This window comes from Bradyrhizobium diversitatis (assembly GCF_016031635.1).
GTDB lineage: Bacteria > Pseudomonadota > Alphaproteobacteria > Rhizobiales > Xanthobacteraceae > Bradyrhizobium > Bradyrhizobium diversitatis.
The window spans coordinates 299,457-317,751 of the sequence record NZ_JACEGD010000006.1 but is presented as its reverse complement, the minus strand read 5'-3'; the positions used below and the strand labels follow the sequence as shown (position 1 = coordinate 317,751).

Below are 18,295 nucleotides of genomic sequence, written 5' to 3'. Positions count from 1 at the left end.
CATGATGGCCGAGCAACGAGAGTTGCGTGATGACGCGCTGAATGGCCTTCAGCTTTCGACGCATATGGAAAGCATCTGGCGCACGCCATCCGGATTTTCCGGCGCGCTGATGTCGGTGGACCACAAGGTCGTCGGGCGCCGCTACATCGTCACGGCATTCGCATTTCTGCTGCTCGGCGGGCTTCTCGCGGTGCTCATGCGCGTCCAGCTCGCCAAGCCCGAGAGCACGTTTCTGTCGGCGGACAAGTACAACCAGATCTTCACCATGCACGGCTCGACGATGATGTTCCTGTTCGCCGTGCCGGTGATGGAGGCGTTCGCCGTCTACCTCGTGCCGCTGATGGTCGGAACCCGGAACATTGCATTCCCGCGACTGAACGCCTTCAGCTACTGGATGTTTCTGTTCGGAGGCTGCTTCCTCTGGATTTCCTTCGCCCTCAACGTGGGACCGGATGTCGGCTGGTTTGCCTATGTCCCTCTGTCCTCCTTGCAGTACACGCCCACCAAACGGCCCGACGTCTGGGCGCAAATGATCACCTTCACCGAGGTGGCCGCGCTTGCCGTCTCCGTTGAGATCGTCGTGACCGTGTTCAAGCAGCGCGCGCCGGGCATGACGCTCGACCGAATCCCCCTGTTCGTCTGGGCGATGCTGGTCACCAGTTTTCTGGTGATGTTCGCCATGCCATCCATCATGGTCGCATCGACGTCGATGATCCTCGACCGCCTCGTGAACACGCGCTTTTACGATTCCTCGTCGGGGGGGCATCCCCTGCTGTGGCAGCATCTGTTCTGGTTTTTCGGCCATCCCGAGGTCTACATCATCTTCATCCCCGGCACCGGCATGGTCTCGGCGATCCTCGCAACGTTTGCCCGGCGTCCGGTGGTCGGGTATCCCGTGGTCATCCTCTCGCTGATCGCGACCGGCTTCCTGTCGTTCGGCTTGTGGGTCCACCACATGTTTGTCACGGGCTTGCCTCAGCTCGGCGCCGGCCTGTTCACGGCCTCCAGCATGCTGATCGCGGTGCCCAGCGGTCTGCAGATCTTCTGCTGGCTGGCGACACTTTGGGATGGCCGTCCGGTCTACCGTACGCCGCTGTTGTTCGTGATCGGTTTCATCGTGATCTTCGTCATGGGTGGTCTGTCGGGCGTGATGGTCGCCTCGGTGCCCATCGACACCCAGGTGCATGACACCTATTTCGTCGTCGCCCACTTCCATTACGTGCTGATCGGCGGCGCCGTCTTCCCGTTGATCGGCGCCGTCTATTACTGGTTTCCCAAGATCACCGGCCGGATGCTGAGCGAGCGGCTGGGACGCTGGAACTTCTGGCTCGCCTTCGTTGGCTTCAACGTCGCGTTCTTTCCGATGCACATCCTCGGACTGATCGGAATGCCGCGACGCGTCTACACCTACACCGCCGACATGGACTGGGCGCATCTCAATCTGCTCTCGAGCGGCGGTGCCCTCATATTCGCGCTTAGCTTCGCGCTGCTGCTCGCGAACGTGATCCACAGTCTGCGCAACGGCGCGCTCGCGGGCGACAATCCCTGGAATGCTTCCACCCTGGAATGGGCGACATCCTCACCCCCGCCGCCGCAGAATTTCGATCGCATTCCCGTCGTCAAGCACCGCGATCCCCTTTGGTTCGACAATGAAAGCTTGCCGGTGGTCGCAGGTCTCAGCGCGGAGCGCCGCGAAGTGCTCTTGACCTCGCTCGCCGAAGCGGAGCCGCAAATTCGAGAGGCGTCGCCCGAACCGAGCATCTGGCCACTGCTCACAGCCATCGCGACGACCGTGTTCTTCATCGGCTCGATCTTCACGCCGTGGGCCGTGCTGTGGGGTACCCCACCCATGGCCGTCGCTCTGATCGGCTGGTTCTGGCCGGCCGGCCACAAGGAGGACGAGGAGTGAGGCAGACCATCGTTCGAAATGTGGGTGACTTGCCGACCTATGGTTACGGTCCGCAAAGCGGTCCGTGGTGGGGCGCCATGGGCTTCATGGCGCTGGAAGGCATGGGGTTTGCACTTGCCATCGGCGCCTATCTTTATCTCTACGCCGTCAATCCGAGCTGGCCGATTGGCGCTACCCCGCCCGATCTCTGGCCCGGCACGGCCGAGGTCATCATCTATCTCCTGAGCATCATCCCCAACGAGATGACCAACCGCGCGGCACATCGGCAGGATCTTGCCAGGGTACGCACAGGCCTGATCGTGATGTCGCTGATCGGCATCGCCCTGCTGGTGTTGCGCGGGTTCGAATTCGCCCATCTCAACACGCGCTGGGACAATTCCGCCTACGGATCGATCGTCTGGCTGATCCTCGGGCTGCACACGACCCATCTCGTCACCGATCTCGGCGACACCGTCGTGCTGACGGTGCTGATGTTCACGCGGCACGCGAAGCCGCGCAGGTTCAGCGACGTCACCGACAACGTGTTTTACTGGAACTTCGTCGTGCTGGCCTGGCTGCCGCTCTACGCGCTGCTCGACTGGGTGCCCCGCCTATGACCGCTACCGAACGACACGCGAAACTACTCTATTGGGCGGGCGTCGCGCTCGGCCCCCTGGCCTGGGGCATCAACTTGCAGGGGATCTACGCGCTCACTCATTTCTCATGCGAATCGACCAAGTTCAGCGGCGCGATCATGAGCACGGTGCTCGCCGGCATCGCCCTCGCAGGCACGGCCATATCCGCCTGCGCCATCTGTCGGGGCGCCGGTGCGGAATGGAGCGATGCGCAAGGCGGCGGCCCCCGGACCTTCATGGCCTGGCTTGGCGTCGGCTCCGGCGTTCTGTTCGCGCTGGTCATCGCGAACCAGCTCGCGGCCTCGTTGATGATCAGCCCATGCCTGCGCTGAGCCTCCTCGCAATCCTGCTTGGCCTGCTGGCAACGCCTGCGACGGCTCACGGCATCTCCGAGGTCGATGCGGGCTCGCTCTGGAGCTCCGATCCCTGGCTTCTGGCCCCGCTCTATGTCGTCGGCATCTCCTTTTACATCGGCACGCAACGGCTGTGGCGCCATGCGGGTGGAGGCCGCGGCGTCCGCTTCCGTCAGGTCGGTGCGTTCTGGACCGGCTGGCTGATCGTCGCGCTCGCCCTCACCTCGCCGTTGCATTGGCTCGGCGAGCGCCTGTTCACCGCGCACATGATCGAACACGAACTGCTCATGGTGGTCGGCGCGCCGCTGATGGCCTACGCCCGGATCAACGGGCCGATGATGTGGAGTCTGCCCGCCTCGCTGCGGCCGGCGGCGGGCCGTCTGTTGAATTGGTCGATTGTGGCACGGCCATGGGCCGTCATCAGCCATCCCATCAGCGCGACCACCCTGCATGCCTTGGCGCTCTGGGCCTGGCATGCGCCGCCGCTCTATGCGTTGGCGCTCGAAAACACCGCCATTCATCGCCTCCAGCACATCAGCTTCTTTGCCACCGCGCTGTTGTTCTGGTGGGTACTTTTCCATGGCCGCGGCGTCGGACGCAGCCTGCGGCTGCGGGACGGCATCGCGATCGGATGCCTGTTCGTCACCGTTCTTCATTCCGGTGTGCTCGGAGCGCTGCTGACGCTATCGACGCGCGTCTGGATTCCCGGCCAGGGCGCTCTTGCCGGCGAGTTCGACTTATCTCCCCTGGAAGATCAGCAACTCGCGGGCATCTTGATGTGGGTACCGATGGGGATTCTCTACACCGGCGCTGCGCTGTTCTTCGCCTATCGGTGGCTCATCACTGTCCCCGCGCGCTCCCAAAAGCCGGCGGTTCACCATGCCGGCTGAACGATCCGGGCACTGTGAACGTAGGAACCGCAGGTGTGTTGCAACGTTCGCCAGTTGACGCGCGATATTTCCGTGGAGGCCCTATGCGCAAACAAACCGTCGTGGCGACTGTCATTCTCGCAGCCGCCCTTGCGCCGCCGCAAGGTGCCATCGCACAAGATCAGCCGCGCCCGGGAATGTCGTGTCCGGTCGACCATGATCGGCTCGCCGACATTCTCAAGAAGAGTGTCAAGCCCGGCGGCGGCCCCAGCAATGGCGGCCTCGACAACAATGAATGGGCTGCCGTCGTCAATCGCCAGGGGGTGGTTTGCGCCGTCGCTTACAGCGGCAGCAAGGTCGACGATCAGTGGCCCGGCAGCCGTGCGATCGCCGCCGAGAAGGCCAACACTGCGAATGCGTTCAGCCTGAAGGACAAGGCGATGGCCACTGCCAATCTCTACGCGGGCGCACAGCCCGGCGGCTTTCTATTTGGTGCGGCGCTCAGCAATCCGCCCTCTCCGGAAGTCATCTATGCCGGCACACCCGACGAGTTCGGCACGGCAAAGGATCCGATGGTCGGCAAGCCTGTTGGCGGCGTGATCGTGTTCGGCGGTGGGCTCGCCCTTTACGATGGCAACGGCATCGCGGGTGCGCTCGGCGTGAGCGGCGACAGCTCGTGTGCGGACCACAACGTGGCCTGGCGCATTCGCCACCTCCTCGGCCTCGATCATGTGCCGGCCGGCGTCAGTCCCAACATGAAGGACGCGATCATCTACGACATCGGACCGGACGGCAAAAGCCCGTCGGGCTTCGGTCATCCCAAGTGCAACGGCAAGGAGGACCAGATTGCGGTCGATCTCGGTGCCGGCGTCTCGGGAAACGTCGTGAGATAGCCAGACTCCCGGAACTTAGGAACCAAGCGTGCGTACAACGTTTGTACGTTCGCAAACCGGCCTGCAACGCGGTAAGGCCTCGTCAATGCCGTGGAGATCTTCACTTATGTTAAGTTTCGGCCTCAGGCAGTTGCTGTGGGGAATACCGACTACGCTCTGCGCCTGGCTCGTGTTGCTTTCCCCCGGCTTTGCCCAGACCGATCTCGTCAGTCGCATGAAGGATCCCGGCCAGTGGCCGATGGCGGCGCGGGACTACGCCAACACGCGCTACAGCGAACTCAATCAGATCAACGCCAGCAATGCCTCACGCCTGCAACTTGCCTGGACGTTTTCGGTTGGAGCCGATCGCGGCCAGGAGGCCGCCCCGCTGGTCGTTGACGGGACCATGTATGTGGTCAGCCCCTACGCTGGACCTTACCCGAACCGCGTCTTCGCGCTGGATGCGGCGACAGGCGAGCTGAAATGGTCCTACGCGCCGAAGCCGGAGCCGGCCGCAGCGGGCGTTGCCTGCTGCGACGTCGTCAATCGCGGGCTCGCTTTCGATAACGGCAAGATCTTTCTCAATACGCTGGACAATCACTCGGTCGCGCTCGATGCCAAGACCGGTAAGGAGCTCTGGCACACGAAACTCGGAGAGATCAACAAGGGCGAGACCATCACGATGGCGCCGATCGTCGTGAAGGGCAAGGTGCTCATCGGCAACAGCGGCGGTGAGATGGGCGTTCGCGGCTGGGTGACTGCGCTCGACGAGAACACCGGTGCCATCGCCTGGCGCGCCTATGCCACGGGCCCCGACAAGGACGTCTTGATCGGCGACGATTTCAAGCCCTTTTACGACAACCTCAAAGGCAAAGACCTCGGCGTCAAGAGCTGGCCCGCCGACCGCTGGCAGGTCGGCGGCGGCACCATGTGGGGATGGATTTCCTACGACGCCGACCTCAACCTGATCTATTACGGCACCGCCAATCCCAGCCCGTGGAATGCGAACCAGCGCAGCGGCGACAATCTCTGGAGCACCACCATCTTCGCGCGGGATCCCGACAACGGTCAAGCGAAATGGGCGTATCAGGTCAACCCGCACGATCTGTTCGACCATGACGAAGTCAACGAGAACGTGCTGGTCGACCTCGAGCTCAATGGCCAGCCGCGCAAGGTGCTGATCCACCCCGGACGCAACGGCTATATGTACGTCATGGACCGAACCTCGGGCGAGGTGATCTCGGCGGAAGCCTATGAGTTCGTGAACGCCTATAAGGGCGTCGACCTCAAGACCGGCAAGATCATCCCCAATGAGGAGAAGACCCCTCTGGTCGGCAAGACGGTCGAGAACATCTGCCCGACGGCCCCGGGCGCCAAGGACTGGCAACCGTCCGCCTGGTCGCCCCGTACCAAGCTTCTCTACGTTCCACATCAGCATCTCTGCATGAACTTCAAGGCGTCGCAGGTCGGCTACATCGCCGGCACGCCCTATGTCGGCGCCGATGTCGACATGTATGCCGGGCCGGGCGGCCACCGCGGCGAGTTCATGGCGTGGGACCCGGTCGCTCGGAAGAAGGTGTGGGAGATTCACGAGAAGCTGCCGGTTTGGAGCGGCGCGCTGGTAACCGCGGGCGACGTCGCCTTCTACGGAACGATGGATCGTCTGTTCAAGGCGGTGGACGCGAAAACCGGCAAATTGCTTTGGCAGTTTCGCGCGGGCTCCGGGTTCATCGGTCAGCCGATCTCCTATCGGGGATCCGATGGGCAGCAATACATCGCGATCCTCTCCGGTGTCGGCGGCTGGCCTGGTGTAGTGGCGAATGCAGAGGTGGATCAGCGCGTGCGCAACGGCGCGCTCGGCTTCACCGGTGCGATGCAGGACCTGCCATTCTACACGGCAGGTGGCAGTGAGCTTCTGGTGTTCAAGCTCGGCGGCACCAGCAACCAGGACGGCAGCCATGCGCCTCCGCAGTGATTGGGTCGTCCTTACTGCTGCTCTCGCTTTTGCCGGCCCGATCGGGATCGCATCCTCGGTAGCCGCCGCGCCGAATGGCGAGCTTCGCGTCTGCGCTGATCCGAACAATCTGCCGTTCTCCAATAGCGCCGTAGCCGGTTTTGAGAACAAGCTCGCTTCGATGGTGGCCGAGGCGCTGGGACGGTCGGTGTCCTACACATGGTGGGCACAGCGTCGGGGCTTCATCCGCAACACGCTCAAGGCCGAGAACTGCGACGTCGTGATGGGCGTTCCTGTCGGCTACGAGCTCGTAGAGACCACGAAGCCCTATTATCGCTCGACCTATGTTTTCGTCAGCCGCCAGGACGCGCATCTCGATCTCTCGTCCCTGCTCGATCCCCGCCTCCATCGCCTGACGATCGGCGTGCATCTCGTCGGCGACGACGGCAACAACCCACCGCCCGCACAGGCCCTCGGCCAGCTCGGCATCGTCGACAATGTCCGGGGATACTCGATCTATGGGGACTATCGTCAGGCCAATCCGCCTGCACGCCTGATCGAGGCGGTCGAACACGGCAAGATCGACGTCGCCGCCGCCTGGGGTCCGTTGGGCGGCTATTTCGCCGCGCATTCCAAGGTGCCGCTGTCAGTCATCCCGATCCGGGATGGCGACCGCTTCGCACCTCAACAGTTCCAGTTCGCCATTTCGATGGGCGTTCGCAAGGGGAACCACGCGCTGCGCGACCAGTTGAACGCGTTCATCGACGCACATCGAACCGACATCGCTGCACTGTTGCGGAGCTACGGCGTGCCCTTGATCGAGGAGCCCGTAACGGTCTCGGGAGGGCACGAGTAATGCCTGCCTCACCGCTGCGCGCGAGCGCCTTATCGCTACTGCTGGCGGTCGTGCCGAACAGCGCTGTGCTCGCGCAGCAAACCCTGCCGCAATCCCAGGAGGCGCAGATGCCGACGCTGGCGCCGCGGCCGAATTTCGGCGGCAGCGTCGGCAACGGCAGGCCGGGCGTGTTCATGCAGGTCCCCGTGACCACGCTATTCCCGGGCGCTCAGCCGGATCCGCCTGTGATCAAAAACCCAGTGCAGGGCGACCCCAATGCCGAGCAGCGCGGGATAACCTATTACGTCAATTTCAATTGCGTCGGCTGCCACGCGCCGAATGGCGGCGGCGGCATGGGACCGGCACTGAGCAACAACCTCTTCACATACGGCTCGCAGCCGGAGAACATCTATCTGTCGATCTACCAGGGACGGCCCAACGGCATGCCGGCCTGGGGCGGCGTGCTGCCCGACAGCGTGATCTGGGACCTCGTTACCTATATCGGCAAGATCAGCAACGAGCCGAGCCGGCAATGGGGCCGCACCTTCTCGGCAGACCCATTGTCGCCTGAGCTCGAGCAGGTACCGAGCGAGCAGGTCTCGACGACTGATCCGTGGTCTGCCACCAAGGCCTTCAACTTCGGCCAGAAGCCCTGATGGAATGCGGAGCAGCCGATGGTCCATCCAACGACACGATTGCTGATCGTCGCGCTGCTGGCCGTGACGGCTGCCGCCTGCGAGCCGGGCAGGGCCACCGGCCCCGACAATTTCATCGGCGATGCGCGCCGCGGCAGCGACCTCGTCAAGCAGTATCAATGCGGCACCTGTCATGACATTCCCGGCATTGCCGGTGCCGACGGCAATGTCGGCCCGCCGCTGCACCGGATCGGCACCCGGACCTACATCGCCGGCTACATCTGGAACTCGCCGGACAACATGGCCGACTGGATCGAAGATCCGCAGCGCGCGTTGCCGGGCAACGCCATGCCCAAAATGGGCATCCCGCAGAAGGACGCGCGGGACATCGCGGCGTTTCTCTATACGCTGAAGTAGACCACATGAATCCCACACCGCGCCCTGCAAGGTTGTTCCGCGACACGCCATTGCTGGCCGTCACCATCGTGATGATCGCCATCATGGGATTAGCCCTCATCGGCGGTGGTGCCTGGCTCGCGATGCTCGGCGGCTCCGTTTACTATCTCGTCGCCGGAATCATGCTGCTGCTCACGGCCTGGCTGCTGGTGCGACGTCGCGCCGAGGGTCTCTGGATATATGCCGCGCTGCTGCTTGGCACGATGGCGTGGGCGATCTGGGAAGCTGGATTCGATTTCTGGTCACTGGCGCCGCGAGGCGACATCCTTGCGCCGCTCGGTGTATGGCTGCTGTTGCCGTTCATCGCCCGGCGTTTGACGCCCAATTTGCGGGCCGCGCGCTGGGCGCTCGGGCTCGTCCTGATCGTCGCCGTCGGCGTCCTCGGCGTCTCCCTGGCGCGCGATCGCCACGATCTCGCCGGCACCCTGGCGGAGAGCGCGACGACGGAGGCCATCGCCTCCGCGGATGGAGTTCCGCCCACCGCCGGCGAGAACTGGATGGCCTATGGCGGCAGCGGTCTCGGCACGCGCTATTCTTCGCTCAGCCAGATCACCACAGCCAACGCCCGGGATCTCAAGCTCGCCTGGGAGTTCCGCACCGGCGATCACAAGGGACCTGATGACCCCGACGAGATCACCAACCAGGCGACGCCGCTCAAGATCGGCGACCTCCTCTACACCTGCTCGCCGCACCAGATCGTATTCGCACTCGATGCGGCGACCGGAAAATTGCGCTGGAAATTCGATCCGCAGGTCCAGCACAACAAGGTCTTCCAGCACATGACCTGCCGTGGCGTGTCCTATCACGCGACGAAGCAGGGCGCGGTGACGGCTGACGGCACCCCAGCCCTAGGCGATTGTCCGGAACGCATCTTCGTGCCGACAAATGACGGCCGGATGTTTGCGTTGGACGCCCGGAGCGGAACGCCGTGCCTCAGCTTCGGTAACAAAGGCCAGATCGATCTCAAGGAGGGGAGCGAGATCCAGACGCTCGGCTTCTACGAGGGCACCTCGCCGCCCGTGGTGACCGACAAGGTCCTGATCGTGGGCGGCGCCGTCATCGACAATTATTCCGATCGTGTGCCGTCGGGCGTCATCCGCGGCTTCGATATCTATTCGGGCCGACTCATCTGGGCCTTCGACGCCGGCAATCCCGATCCGAACGAGATGCCGTCGGACTCACACCATTTCACAGCGGGATCACCGAACTCATGGAGCATCTCGGCAGTCGATGAAGAGCTGGGGCTCGTCTATGTCCCGCTCGGCTCGAGCTCGCCGGATATCTGGGGCGGCGGCCGTTCGCCGGAGAAGGAGCGCTACGATTCAGCGTTGATCGCCCTCGATATCGCCACCGGAAAGCTGCGTTGGTCATTTCAGAACGTGCACCATGATCTCTGGGACATGGACATGCCCTCCCAGCCGAGCCTGGTTGATTTGCGTTCGAATGGCGGCGCCACGCCGGCGATCTACATTCCGGCAAAGACCGGCGACATCTTCGTGCTCGACCGCCGCGACGGTCATCAGCTGGTGCCTGCGCCGGAAAAACCCGTACCGCAAGGAGCTGCGCCCGGCGATCGGTTGTCCTCCACCCAGCCCTTCTCGGAGTTGAGCTTCCGTCCGCCCGGCATGCTGACGGATGCGCATATGTGGGGCAGCACGATGTTCGACCAGCTCGCCTGTCGGATCAAATTCAAGCGTCTGCGCTACGAGGGGCCGTTCACGCCACCCTCCGAGCAGGCACGCTGGTCTTCCCCGGCGATTTCGGCGTGTTCGAGTGGGGCGGCATCGCGATTGATCCCCAGCGGCAGATCGCTATCGCCAATCCGCAGTCCATTCCGTTCATCTCGCGCCTCGTGCCGCGCGGAAAAGACAACCCGGCAGCACCAAACGCGGCGCATCCCCCGGGCACCGAACTCGGCGTGCAGCCGATGTACGGCGCTCCCTATGGCGTCGATCTCGGCATCTTCCTGTCGCCGCTCGCCATTCCCTGCCTCGCTCCGCCCTGGGGCAATATCGCGGCCATCGACCTGAAGACGCACAAGGTGGTGTGGCAGCACCGCATCGGCACGATCCGCGACCAGGCTCCGCTGCCGCTGCCCTTCAAGCTCGGCGTTCCCATGCTGGGTGGCCCGATCGTGACCGTGGGCGGCGTCATTTTCATCACGGGGACGATGGACGACTACATCAGGGCGTTCGACGTTCGCGACGGCAGGCAGCTCTGGCAGGATCGGCTTCCGGCCGGGGGGCAATCCACGTCGATGACATATGAGGCAGGCGGCAAGCAATATGTCGTCACGGTCGATGGCGGCCATGGCTCGTTCGGCACCAAGCTCGGCGACTACGTGCGGGCTTACGCGCTGCCTTGATCGGCCGGCACGACCAGCTATGCCCGGCGACGTCGCGTCCTGATCTGCCGGCGCGGACGCGCAAGTGCAGAGGCCACGACACCAGCACAGGCGGCGACCGCAAGCATAGCAATTCCTTTGCTGATGATCCCAGCCGGCGGAAGCTGTTTCCGCACCAGCCAGCCTCCGTCGACCGACGTGCCCGGCGGCGATGCCTCGATCATGCTTCCCTCGCTGATTGGTGCGCGCTTCGCCCGCGACAGCAGGAATCGGAATGCGCTTCCCACCAGATCTTCAGTGAGTTTCGGCGCGACCGCATAGGCGATCTGACCCGCTCGGGCCGGCCAGCCGACGGCCACCTCATCGCGCGGCGCGCGGACCAGGTTCAAGAAGGTCTGGGCAACGTCTTCGGACTGGTACAACAACGGACCCGGATCGAGCCTCTTCCCGGACATGTTGGCGCCGTGGACGAATCCCGGCGTATCCACCATCGCCGGGAATACACCGCAGACGTGGATGTGGGGATGTGCCCTGAGTTCTTGCCGCAGGCTTGCTGTGAACCCACGCAGGCCAAACTTGCTGGCGGTGTACGCGGCCGCGAACGGTGTCGGCGCCCATCCCCCAAGTGAAATATTGTTGATCAGGATGCCTCGCTTCTGGCGCAGGAAGATCGGAAGGACCGCGAAGGCGCCGTTCATGGCGCCCAGCAAATTCACCTCGATCGTCCGGCGATGCAGCGCGAGATCAGCGTCCTGATAGCGGCCAAATACACCCGTGCCGGCATTGTTGATCCAGACGTCGATCCCGCCGAACGCGTCCTCCGTCTGTCTGGCCAATCGTTGCACCGCGTCGGCATCGGTGACGTCGGTCGCGACAGCCAATGCGCGGCCTCCCAGCGCCTCGCACTCCGCGGCAAGCCGCGTTAGGATCTCCCCACGACGCGCGGCGAGCACCACGCTCGCACCTTCCCGCGCGAATGCCAGCGCCGCAGCCCGGCCTATTCCGCTGGATGCTCCCGTAATGACGACCCGCGTGTCCGCCATTGACCGGGCTGGCGATCGCGAAGCGCTGGCAGGAAGCAGCCATCGCAACGACCGGCGGAGACGCTCGATGCCTCCTGTCTCGAACCAGTCGCCGTGGGCAAAAATGACCCGTTCGGGCGCAAGGCCCACAAGCCGCTCTGCCGCGGCCTGGACCGAACGACCGCCCAGGCGCAACAGCATCCGCAAATAGATCGGTGCCATCCCGTCGGGCTTGGCGATGCCAAGCAGGCTTGCGGCAGCCCGATTTGAGGCAGGAAGGTGGTGAGGATCGAGATTTTGCACGAGATCCGTCAGCACCAAGCTGCGGCTCCGCTTGTCGAAAATCTCCACCTCGGAAAACATAGGGGCTTGCACCGAGACGGTCTCGAGTTCGACAGCCCACTCTTCGGGAGACGACGCCCCAAGCTCGCGGTCGATACGGAGGCCCGCCTCGCGGACCTGCTTCCGCGCCGAAAGTCCGCGCGCCGCGAAAGTTTGTGCTTGCGGCAATTCTCTCTGCCAAGCCGGCAGGAACATCCAATGCGCAACGTTCGGCGCCATCAGATATTTGATCGGGCCCAGACGCTCCAGCTCATCGCGCAGAGCTGCCGAATATCGCACTGGCGAGTGCAGGATGAGGCCGCCGTTGGACAACCGGATGACCGTCATGCGAACGGGCAGACGCAAGCACGCTGCACTAATGGGTCGATCGTCGACAATCCAGATGTCGTCCGTGGCCCTCGTCAGGGTCGCAGTCGATGGAGCGGCATCAAATTCGTGCATGAGCGTTTTCCGGTGGAGATCTTGTTCAAGTGCCCGGATAGGACGCTCGTTCCTCTTACACTCACCTCCGCGCGGCGCAGGCCTCGGACAAAGCCCTGGAACCGGCCTGCTTGAGGTCGTCAAGAGAGGTCTGCCCCTTTGTCGCTGCTTCCAGAAGCTTAGAGGCGACGTGAGTCCGGGTACCAATCTCGCGACGGGAGATGCTTTCGCACACTTCTTCGAGCACGGCGCGCAAAAGCGCCGTCGTATCGGTGTCGAACATCGGAGCGGCCTCCAGCCTGAAAGGCTTGAGACTAAGGCAACGGCGAGAACGAGAGATTCAAGATTGTTAAGATCGATCAACTTGCCGAACAAAATACCACGGGCCTGCAGCTCTAATCGTTCTGGCAGTAATCCTTCGGGCAGTGGGAACTTTGAGGATAGCTATCGTCCAATGCCTACGTATGAAATCGACGGATCGTATCACAGGTTATTGTCCGCCGCTTTCCATTTGGGTCAGAGTTGGTGGAGGCGCGGGCGATCGGAAGACCAATGCAAACTGGATTTGCCTTTTCCAAGCTCGCCGATCATTTGGCAAGTCTCGGTGACGCGACCGCGAGCGATCTCGACCTGCTGGCAGACATGCCGAGCACGATCGCGCACCTCAATTCCCATCAGGCCATCCTGCGCCACGGCGACGACAGCCATCAATGCTGCGTGGTCCTGCAAGGTTATCTGTCCTGGCAGGCCGCCGAAGGGGCAAACGGGCAAATCACCTCGATCTCTGTTCCCGGTGACATCGCCGACCTCCAGACACTCTACCGGCCGCGCATCGACGGCAACCTCATCGCGCTCGGCCCCGCCGTCGTCGCCCTCGTGCCGCATCGCTTCTTCCGCGAGCTATCAGCGCGCTCACCTGCGTTGGCGCGTATTCTTCTGCTGATGCTGCTTCGTGATCACGCTATCCAGCGCAACTGGACTATAAATCTTGGCAGCCGGGATGCGTTGACACGCGTGGCCCATCTGCTTTGCGAGATCACGACGCGCCTGCAAAATGTCGGGTTCGCCAAGGATTTTCGGTTGTCTTCGCCCTTCACCCAGTCCGACCTCGCAGCCGCTTGCAGCATCTCTCCCGTTCACGCGAACCGCACCATCCAGGAGCTGCGGCGCGGTAACCTGTTGCGATGGCAAGGTAAGACCCTGGTGATTACGGACTGGCCTGGGTTGGTCCGCGTGGCGGAGTTCGATCCTGCCTACCTTGGTATCCGGCCGCGCGATCGAGGCACACGACCGGCACAACCGGAAGAGACCAAAGCCGCCGTGGCGATGGCCTGACAATTCAGACTTTCTTCCTGAACCTGGCGCGCTCTTGCAGGGCCAATCTCACTTCCGCGATGACACCTTCCCAGTCACCGATCGTCCTTTGATGAAACAGCCGTAAGCTCCGATACCAAGGAGAACGGTTCCCCGACGAAGGCCAGCGCCAGTCGCAGTCGGCATGCAGCAGGACCCAGGCTTCGCAACCCAGCGCCCCCGCGAGATGCGCGACCATCGTGTCGACACAAATGACCAGATCGAGCTCGCGAAGAAGATGACCTAGAGCCACGATATCGGGCGTGCTGATGTCGCGTGCACCGATCTGCGCGACCTCTTCGGCTGTCGTCCTTCTCTGCAGCGAATGAAGCACGATGCCGGGAACGGCGAGCCGGCGCAATAATGAGGGAGCCACGGCGCGCCGCTTATCCCACTGGCCAACCTCCCAGACCAGGCCGACAGCCAGACTGTTGCCGTCGAGGGGCACCGACGCGCTCCTCGGCGGAAGCGTCAGATAAGGCCCTCGCTCGACCTGCTCCCGTCCAACTTTGAGCGCATGCGGCACCTCCATGATTTCGATGTCCACCTCGAAATCCGCTTCGGGTATGCCGTCGTGGAGAGCAAAAGCCCTATCGACGCCTGCCGTGCGCTCGGCCAGTGGCAGAAGTTCCGGCTGGCACCAGACCGTGACACTTCGCGCGATATTCCGAAGAGGCTGCATGAAACGCAGGAACTGGATCGTATCGCCTAGTCCGTGGTAGCATCGGACCAGCACATGCCGGCCCGCGAGAGCCTCGCCGCGCCAAATCTGCTGGACATGACGCGGACCGGTGTGCTTGGGCGGATGCTGCAGCACCGCGAGATCCTGGTCAGCGATGGCCCAGGCGCGGGCGAAATCACCCGCTCGCATGGCCTCGACCCATCTGTTCACGTCCTAAGCTCTGCTAGCGTCGGACGAATTTATGAAATCGGCTTACCTTGCCGTCCTTGGTGCGGTCCTGGTGCAGAAAGGCAATACCGGCTTCGTCGAATTTGTCGAAAAACTCGTCCCAGCCGATGCGGTCGAGTCCCTCATCCGGAGGATCGAAATCGATCCGTAAGATGCCGGCGTGCCCATCCTCTTCCGTCGCCTTGACCGTCGCCGGCTGCCCGCCGCGTTCGTCGACCCATTTGCGGATTGCGGCATGATCGGTGGTCTGCTCGGCTTCGCTGTTTTGCGTCCTGGACGTCATGTGGCACCTCACTTGTGTGCAGATCCGACAATGACACGGTCATTGCTCAAGCCATCCGTGGTGAAACGCGAGCCGGCAAGATTTGTTCTTCGTCGCACCTCGCGACGCGCGCGAGCGCAGCTTCATCTTCTTCATCATCATCAATGATCTTCGTTCCGTTGATACGAACTGGGATTCTAATCCAGGTTAATCGCCGCGCATTTTGTTGACCTGAATCGCTTCCCACGCGCACGCGGCCGCTCCGGCACAGGAACGAACATACCTTCCGGCACGTTCGCCGACCTACTTACGCTGTCGCCACGCGCTTTCCCGGAGGTTTCTCGTCTATGCATTCCCGTCTTCAGGACAGGCGTCGCGTGCGCGTCGGCATCGTCGGCGTGGGCAATTGCGCAAGCTCCTTCGTCCAGGGGCTTACCTATTACCGCAGCGCCAAGTCGAATGAACCTGTACCCGGCCTGATGAACGTCGATCTCGGCGGCTACCATATCAGCGACATTCAGATCGCATCGGCATTCGACGTCAACGCCGACAAGGTCGGGCGCGACGTCGCCGATGCCATCTTTGCCAAGCCAAACAACACGCATCGCTTCAGCGATGTCGATCAGACCGGCGTGATCGTACAGCGCGGCCCCGTGATGGACGGTATCGGGCACTATCTCGAGGATGACGTCCCGGTCGCCGACGTTCCCGAGGCCGATGTTTCGGAAGTGCTGGCGACGTCACGGACCGATGTGCTGGTGTCCTACCTGCCCGTCGGCTCGCAGCGCGCCAGCGAGTGGTACGCGGCGCGCGCCATCGAAGCGGGCTGCGGCTATGTCAACTGCATTCCTGTCTTCATCGCCTCCAATCCGGACTGGCGTCGGCGGTTCGAGGAGGCGGGCCTCCCGATCATCGGCGACGACATCAAGAGCCAGGTCGGCGCCACAATTCTGCATCGCGTGCTCGCCAATCTGTTTCGCGACCGCGGCGTGCGGCTGGACCGCACTTATCAGCTCAATGTGGGCGGCAATACCGATTTCAAGAACATGCTCGAACGCGAGCGGCTGGCATCGAAGAAGATTTCGAAGACGCAGGCCGTCACCAGCCAGTTCGACGTCCCGATGGACCCCGACAATATTCACGTTGGGCCGAGCGATCACGTGCCCTGGTTGACTGACCGGAAGCTGGCGTTCATCCGGCTGGAAGGCACGACGTTCGGCGGCGTGCCGTTGAGCGCCGAGGTCAAGCTCGAGGTATGGGATTCGCCGAACTCGGCCGGCGTGGTGATCGACGCAGTACGCTGCGCAAAACTTGCCATGGACCGCGGCCAGGGCGGCGCCCTGACCGGCCCCTCCAGTTATTTCATGAAATCACCGCCGCAGCAATTCAACGACGAGGAGGCCGGACGGCGGACGCGCGCCTTCATCGACGACAAGGTTTTCAGCTGATGGCCAGGATCATTCATCTCGTGCGTCACGGCCACCACGCCCTGCTCGGCCGCACGCTGTGCGGCCGGATGTGCGGCGTCACGCTCGACGACATCGGTTGCGAGGAGATTGCCCGGTGTGCAGCCAATCTCGCCCCACGGCCGTCGCTAATCCAGTCGAGCCCGCAGAGGCGCTGCATGCAATCGGCCAGCATCCTCGCTGCGCGCTTCGGATTGCCCGTCGAGATCGTTCCTGCTCTCGACGAGCTCGACTATGGCGAATGGACTGGCCGGTCTTTCATGCAGCTCAGCGAAGATCCTCAATGGTCGCGCTGGAACAGCCGCCGCGGCAGCACTCGCCCGCCCGGAGGCGAGAGCATGCGCTCGCTCCAGACTCGCATCGTCCGCCACCTCGAGCAGCTGCGCTCTGATTCTCTCGTAGACTCGGTGATCGCAATCAGCCACGCCGAGCCCATTCGCGCGGCGCTGTTGCATTACGCGCGCATGCGGCTTGACGACTTTCTTTCGATCACGGTCGATCCCGCGAGCGTCAGCACCCTCACTGCGGATCGACGCGGGTTCAGGATCACCGGGATCAACCAGCGGGTGCCGGCGTGAAGATCGTCATTTTCGGCCTGACCATCTCCTCCTCCTGGGGCAATGGCCACGCGACGCTCTGGCGCGGCCTCTGCAAGCACCTCGGACGTCTCGGCCATACTGTCATTTTCTTCGAGCGCGACGTGCCCTACTATGCTGGCGCCCGGGACTTCAATGAGTTGCCCGGTGGGCAACTGCGGCTTTTTTCGAATTGGGAGGAGACCCGCTCCCTCGCCCGCAATGAGATCGCGGATGCCGATGTCGCGATCGTGACGTCCTACTGTCCCGACGCAATTGCGGCCACCGACCTGATCATATCCGAAGGTCGCGCCAGCCCCGTCTTCTATGATCTGGATACCCCGATCACGCTGGCGCGGCTCATGGCGGGAGAATCTGTTGCTTATATCGGCACGCGAGGCCTCCGCGATTTCGCGCTCGTCCTCAGCTTCACCGGCGGCCCACGCGTCGTCCAGGAGTTTCGCGACCGGGTCGGCGCCCGCGACGTCCGTCCCCTGTACGGCCACGTCGATAGCGATATTCATCGCCCGGTGCCGCACGAGCCGCACTATCGCGCGGATCTGTCCTATCTCGGCACCTACTCCGAAGACCGCCAGCGCGGGCTCGAGGCGCTCTTCGTCGAACCGGCGCGAGCGCGGCAAGACCTGCGTTTCCTGATCGGCGGAGCGCAATATCCTGATGACTTCCCGTGGTCGCCCAACATCTATTTCGTGCGGCATCTGCCGCCGTCGGAGCATGCGCCTTTCTTTGCGTCCTCACGCATGACCCTCAACGTCACGCGCAAGGCCATGGCGGAGATGGGCTGGTGCCCCTCCGGCCGCCTGTTCGAGGCGGCGGCCTGCGGCGTTCCCCTCCTGAGCGACGACTGGCCGGGCATCGAGGAGTTCTTCACGCCCGGCAGCGAGATCCTGATCGCCCAAGATGCGCAGGACACTTTGGACGCGTTGGCGATGTCGAGCCCCGATCTGCAGTCCATCGCCAGGCGCGCCTATGAGCGCACGATGGATCAGCATACGTCCGACAAACGCGCGCGCGAGCTGGTGGCGCTGCTCGAGCAGTCAGTATCCGGCTGCGCGCGTCGTCAGCAATCCGAGGAGGCCTGAC

At 63.2% G+C, this 18,295-nt stretch carries 17 protein-coding genes and 1 pseudogene; 14 read left to right on the top strand and 4 right to left on the bottom strand.

The features are described 5' to 3' along the window. The first annotated feature begins 1 nt into the window (after nucleotide 1). From ctaD to H1B27_RS08035, 10 genes and pseudogenes are all read left to right on the top strand, one after another. Complete coding sequence (ctaD, locus tag H1B27_RS08080) at nucleotides 2–1,909, top strand: cytochrome c oxidase subunit I (protein WP_197965647.1); 1,908 nt, start codon at nucleotides 2–4, stop codon at nucleotides 1,907–1,909. Then, a complete protein-coding gene (locus H1B27_RS08075) occupies nucleotides 1,906–2,505 on the top strand; it encodes a cytochrome c oxidase subunit 3 (protein ID WP_197965623.1) in 600 nt (199 codons plus the stop codon). The genes ctaD and H1B27_RS08075 overlap by 4 nt, the downstream gene beginning before the upstream one ends. Next, nucleotides 2,502–2,855: a hypothetical protein gene (locus H1B27_RS08070; RefSeq protein WP_197965622.1), complete on the top strand. Its 354-nt coding sequence runs from the start codon at nucleotides 2,502–2,504 to the stop codon at nucleotides 2,853–2,855. Before H1B27_RS08075 ends, H1B27_RS08070 begins: the two co-directional genes overlap by 4 nt. Next, on the top strand, nucleotides 2,843–3,766 hold the full coding sequence (locus H1B27_RS08065; RefSeq protein ID WP_197965621.1) for a cytochrome c oxidase assembly protein: 924 nt from the start codon (nucleotides 2,843–2,845) through the stop codon (nucleotides 3,764–3,766). The genes H1B27_RS08070 and H1B27_RS08065 overlap by 13 nt, the downstream gene beginning before the upstream one ends. Nucleotides 3,767–3,849: 83 nt before the next feature. Beyond that, a complete protein-coding gene (locus H1B27_RS08060; protein ID WP_197965620.1) occupies nucleotides 3,850–4,638 on the top strand; it encodes a heme-binding protein in 789 nt (262 codons plus the stop codon). A 106-nt stretch (nucleotides 4,639–4,744) separates the two neighbouring features. Further along, on the top strand, nucleotides 4,745–6,592 hold the full coding sequence (locus H1B27_RS08055; protein WP_197965619.1) for a methanol/ethanol family PQQ-dependent dehydrogenase: 1,848 nt from the start codon (nucleotides 4,745–4,747) through the stop codon (nucleotides 6,590–6,592). After that, a complete protein-coding gene (locus H1B27_RS08050; RefSeq protein WP_197965618.1) occupies nucleotides 6,576–7,427 on the top strand; it encodes a substrate-binding domain-containing protein in 852 nt (283 codons plus the stop codon). The genes H1B27_RS08055 and H1B27_RS08050 overlap by 17 nt, the downstream gene beginning before the upstream one ends. After that, entirely contained in the window at nucleotides 7,427–8,062 is a 636-nt protein-coding gene (locus H1B27_RS08045; RefSeq protein WP_197965617.1) for a c-type cytochrome, read from the top strand. The genes H1B27_RS08050 and H1B27_RS08045 overlap by 1 nt, the downstream gene beginning before the upstream one ends. An 18-nt stretch (nucleotides 8,063–8,080) precedes the next feature. After that, nucleotides 8,081–8,458, top strand: a complete 378-nt coding sequence (locus tag H1B27_RS08040) for a c-type cytochrome (RefSeq protein ID WP_197965616.1) — start codon at nucleotides 8,081–8,083, stop codon at nucleotides 8,456–8,458. A 5-nt stretch (nucleotides 8,459–8,463) separates the two neighbouring features. Further along, a pseudogene (locus tag H1B27_RS08035) lies at nucleotides 8,464–10,862 on the top strand (membrane-bound PQQ-dependent dehydrogenase, glucose/quinate/shikimate family). Between the two features lie 17 nt (nucleotides 10,863–10,879). Here the strand turns inward: H1B27_RS08035 and H1B27_RS08030 are convergent. Further along, a complete protein-coding gene (locus H1B27_RS08030) occupies nucleotides 10,880–12,646 on the bottom strand; it encodes an SDR family oxidoreductase (protein WP_197965646.1) in 1,767 nt (588 codons plus the stop codon). A gap of 61 nt (nucleotides 12,647–12,707) precedes the next feature. Then, nucleotides 12,708–12,908, bottom strand: coding sequence for a hypothetical protein (locus H1B27_RS08025; RefSeq protein WP_197965615.1), 201 nt, complete (start codon nucleotides 12,906–12,908; stop codon nucleotides 12,708–12,710). Nucleotides 12,909–13,177: 269 nt separating this feature from the next. On the opposite strand from H1B27_RS08025, the gene H1B27_RS08020 reads away from it, so the two are divergent. Continuing rightward, nucleotides 13,178–13,960 (top strand): Crp/Fnr family transcriptional regulator, encoded by a 783-nt coding sequence (locus H1B27_RS08020; protein WP_197965614.1) that lies wholly within the window; start codon nucleotides 13,178–13,180, stop codon nucleotides 13,958–13,960. A 4-nt stretch (nucleotides 13,961–13,964) separates the two neighbouring features. Here the strand turns inward: H1B27_RS08020 and H1B27_RS08015 are convergent, their stop codons facing one another. Both H1B27_RS08015 and H1B27_RS08010 read right to left on the bottom strand, forming a co-directional pair. Beyond that, nucleotides 13,965–14,870, bottom strand: coding sequence for a glycosyltransferase family 9 protein (locus H1B27_RS08015; protein WP_311976930.1), 906 nt, complete (start codon nucleotides 14,868–14,870; stop codon nucleotides 13,965–13,967). A gap of 13 nt (nucleotides 14,871–14,883) precedes the next feature. Next, nucleotides 14,884–15,171 carry a hypothetical protein gene (locus H1B27_RS08010; protein ID WP_197965613.1) on the bottom strand — a complete coding sequence of 96 codons (288 nt, stop codon included), beginning with the start codon at nucleotides 15,169–15,171 and terminating at the stop codon, nucleotides 14,884–14,886. 326 nt (nucleotides 15,172–15,497) lie between these two features. Between H1B27_RS08010 and H1B27_RS08005 the strand changes: the two genes are divergently transcribed. Genes H1B27_RS08005 through H1B27_RS07995 form a run of 3 tightly spaced genes read left to right on the top strand, consistent with a single transcriptional unit; the run spans nucleotide 15,498 to nucleotide 18,294 of the window. Then, complete coding sequence (locus H1B27_RS08005) at nucleotides 15,498–16,598, top strand: inositol-3-phosphate synthase (RefSeq protein WP_197965612.1); 1,101 nt, start codon at nucleotides 15,498–15,500, stop codon at nucleotides 16,596–16,598. Continuing rightward, nucleotides 16,598–17,194, top strand: coding sequence for a histidine phosphatase family protein (locus tag H1B27_RS08000; RefSeq protein WP_197965611.1), 597 nt, complete (start codon nucleotides 16,598–16,600; stop codon nucleotides 17,192–17,194). The genes H1B27_RS08005 and H1B27_RS08000 overlap by 1 nt, the downstream gene beginning before the upstream one ends. Further along, on the top strand, nucleotides 17,191–18,294 hold the full coding sequence (locus tag H1B27_RS07995) for a CgeB family protein (RefSeq protein ID WP_197965610.1): 1,104 nt from the start codon (nucleotides 17,191–17,193) through the stop codon (nucleotides 18,292–18,294). The genes H1B27_RS08000 and H1B27_RS07995 overlap by 4 nt, the downstream gene beginning before the upstream one ends. The last annotated feature ends 1 nt before the right edge of the window (nucleotide 18,295 follow it).

Excerpts from the sequence above, each read along its gene's own strand:
- H1B27_RS08045 (WP_197965617.1), top strand. The coding sequence starts at position 7,427 with ATGCCTGCCTCACCGCTGCGCGCGAGCGCCTTATCGCTACTGCTGGCG.
- H1B27_RS08020 (WP_197965614.1), top strand. The coding sequence starts at position 13,178 with ATGCAAACTGGATTTGCCTTTTCCAAGCTCGCCGATCATTTGGCAAGT.
- H1B27_RS08025 (WP_197965615.1), bottom strand. The coding sequence starts at position 12,908 with ATGTTCGACACCGATACGACGGCGCTTTTGCGCGCCGTGCTCGAAGAA.
- H1B27_RS08060 (WP_197965620.1), top strand. The coding sequence starts at position 3,850 with ATGCGCAAACAAACCGTCGTGGCGACTGTCATTCTCGCAGCCGCCCTT.
- H1B27_RS08055 (WP_197965619.1), top strand. The coding sequence starts at position 4,745 with ATGTTAAGTTTCGGCCTCAGGCAGTTGCTGTGGGGAATACCGACTACG.
- H1B27_RS08065 (WP_197965621.1), top strand. The coding sequence starts at position 2,843 with ATGCCTGCGCTGAGCCTCCTCGCAATCCTGCTTGGCCTGCTGGCAACG.
- H1B27_RS08050 (WP_197965618.1), top strand. The coding sequence starts at position 6,576 with ATGCGCCTCCGCAGTGATTGGGTCGTCCTTACTGCTGCTCTCGCTTTT.
- H1B27_RS08005 (WP_197965612.1), top strand. The coding sequence starts at position 15,498 with ATGCATTCCCGTCTTCAGGACAGGCGTCGCGTGCGCGTCGGCATCGTC.
- H1B27_RS08000 (WP_197965611.1), top strand. The coding sequence starts at position 16,598 with ATGGCCAGGATCATTCATCTCGTGCGTCACGGCCACCACGCCCTGCTC.
- ctaD (WP_197965647.1), top strand. The coding sequence starts at position 2 with ATGATGGCCGAGCAACGAGAGTTGCGTGATGACGCGCTGAATGGCCTT.
- H1B27_RS08010 (WP_197965613.1), bottom strand. The coding sequence starts at position 15,171 with ATGACGTCCAGGACGCAAAACAGCGAAGCCGAGCAGACCACCGATCAT.
- H1B27_RS08070 (WP_197965622.1), top strand. The coding sequence starts at position 2,502 with ATGACCGCTACCGAACGACACGCGAAACTACTCTATTGGGCGGGCGTC.
- H1B27_RS08040 (WP_197965616.1), top strand. The coding sequence starts at position 8,081 with ATGGTCCATCCAACGACACGATTGCTGATCGTCGCGCTGCTGGCCGTG.
- H1B27_RS08030 (WP_197965646.1), bottom strand. The coding sequence starts at position 12,646 with ATGCACGAATTTGATGCCGCTCCATCGACTGCGACCCTGACGAGGGCC.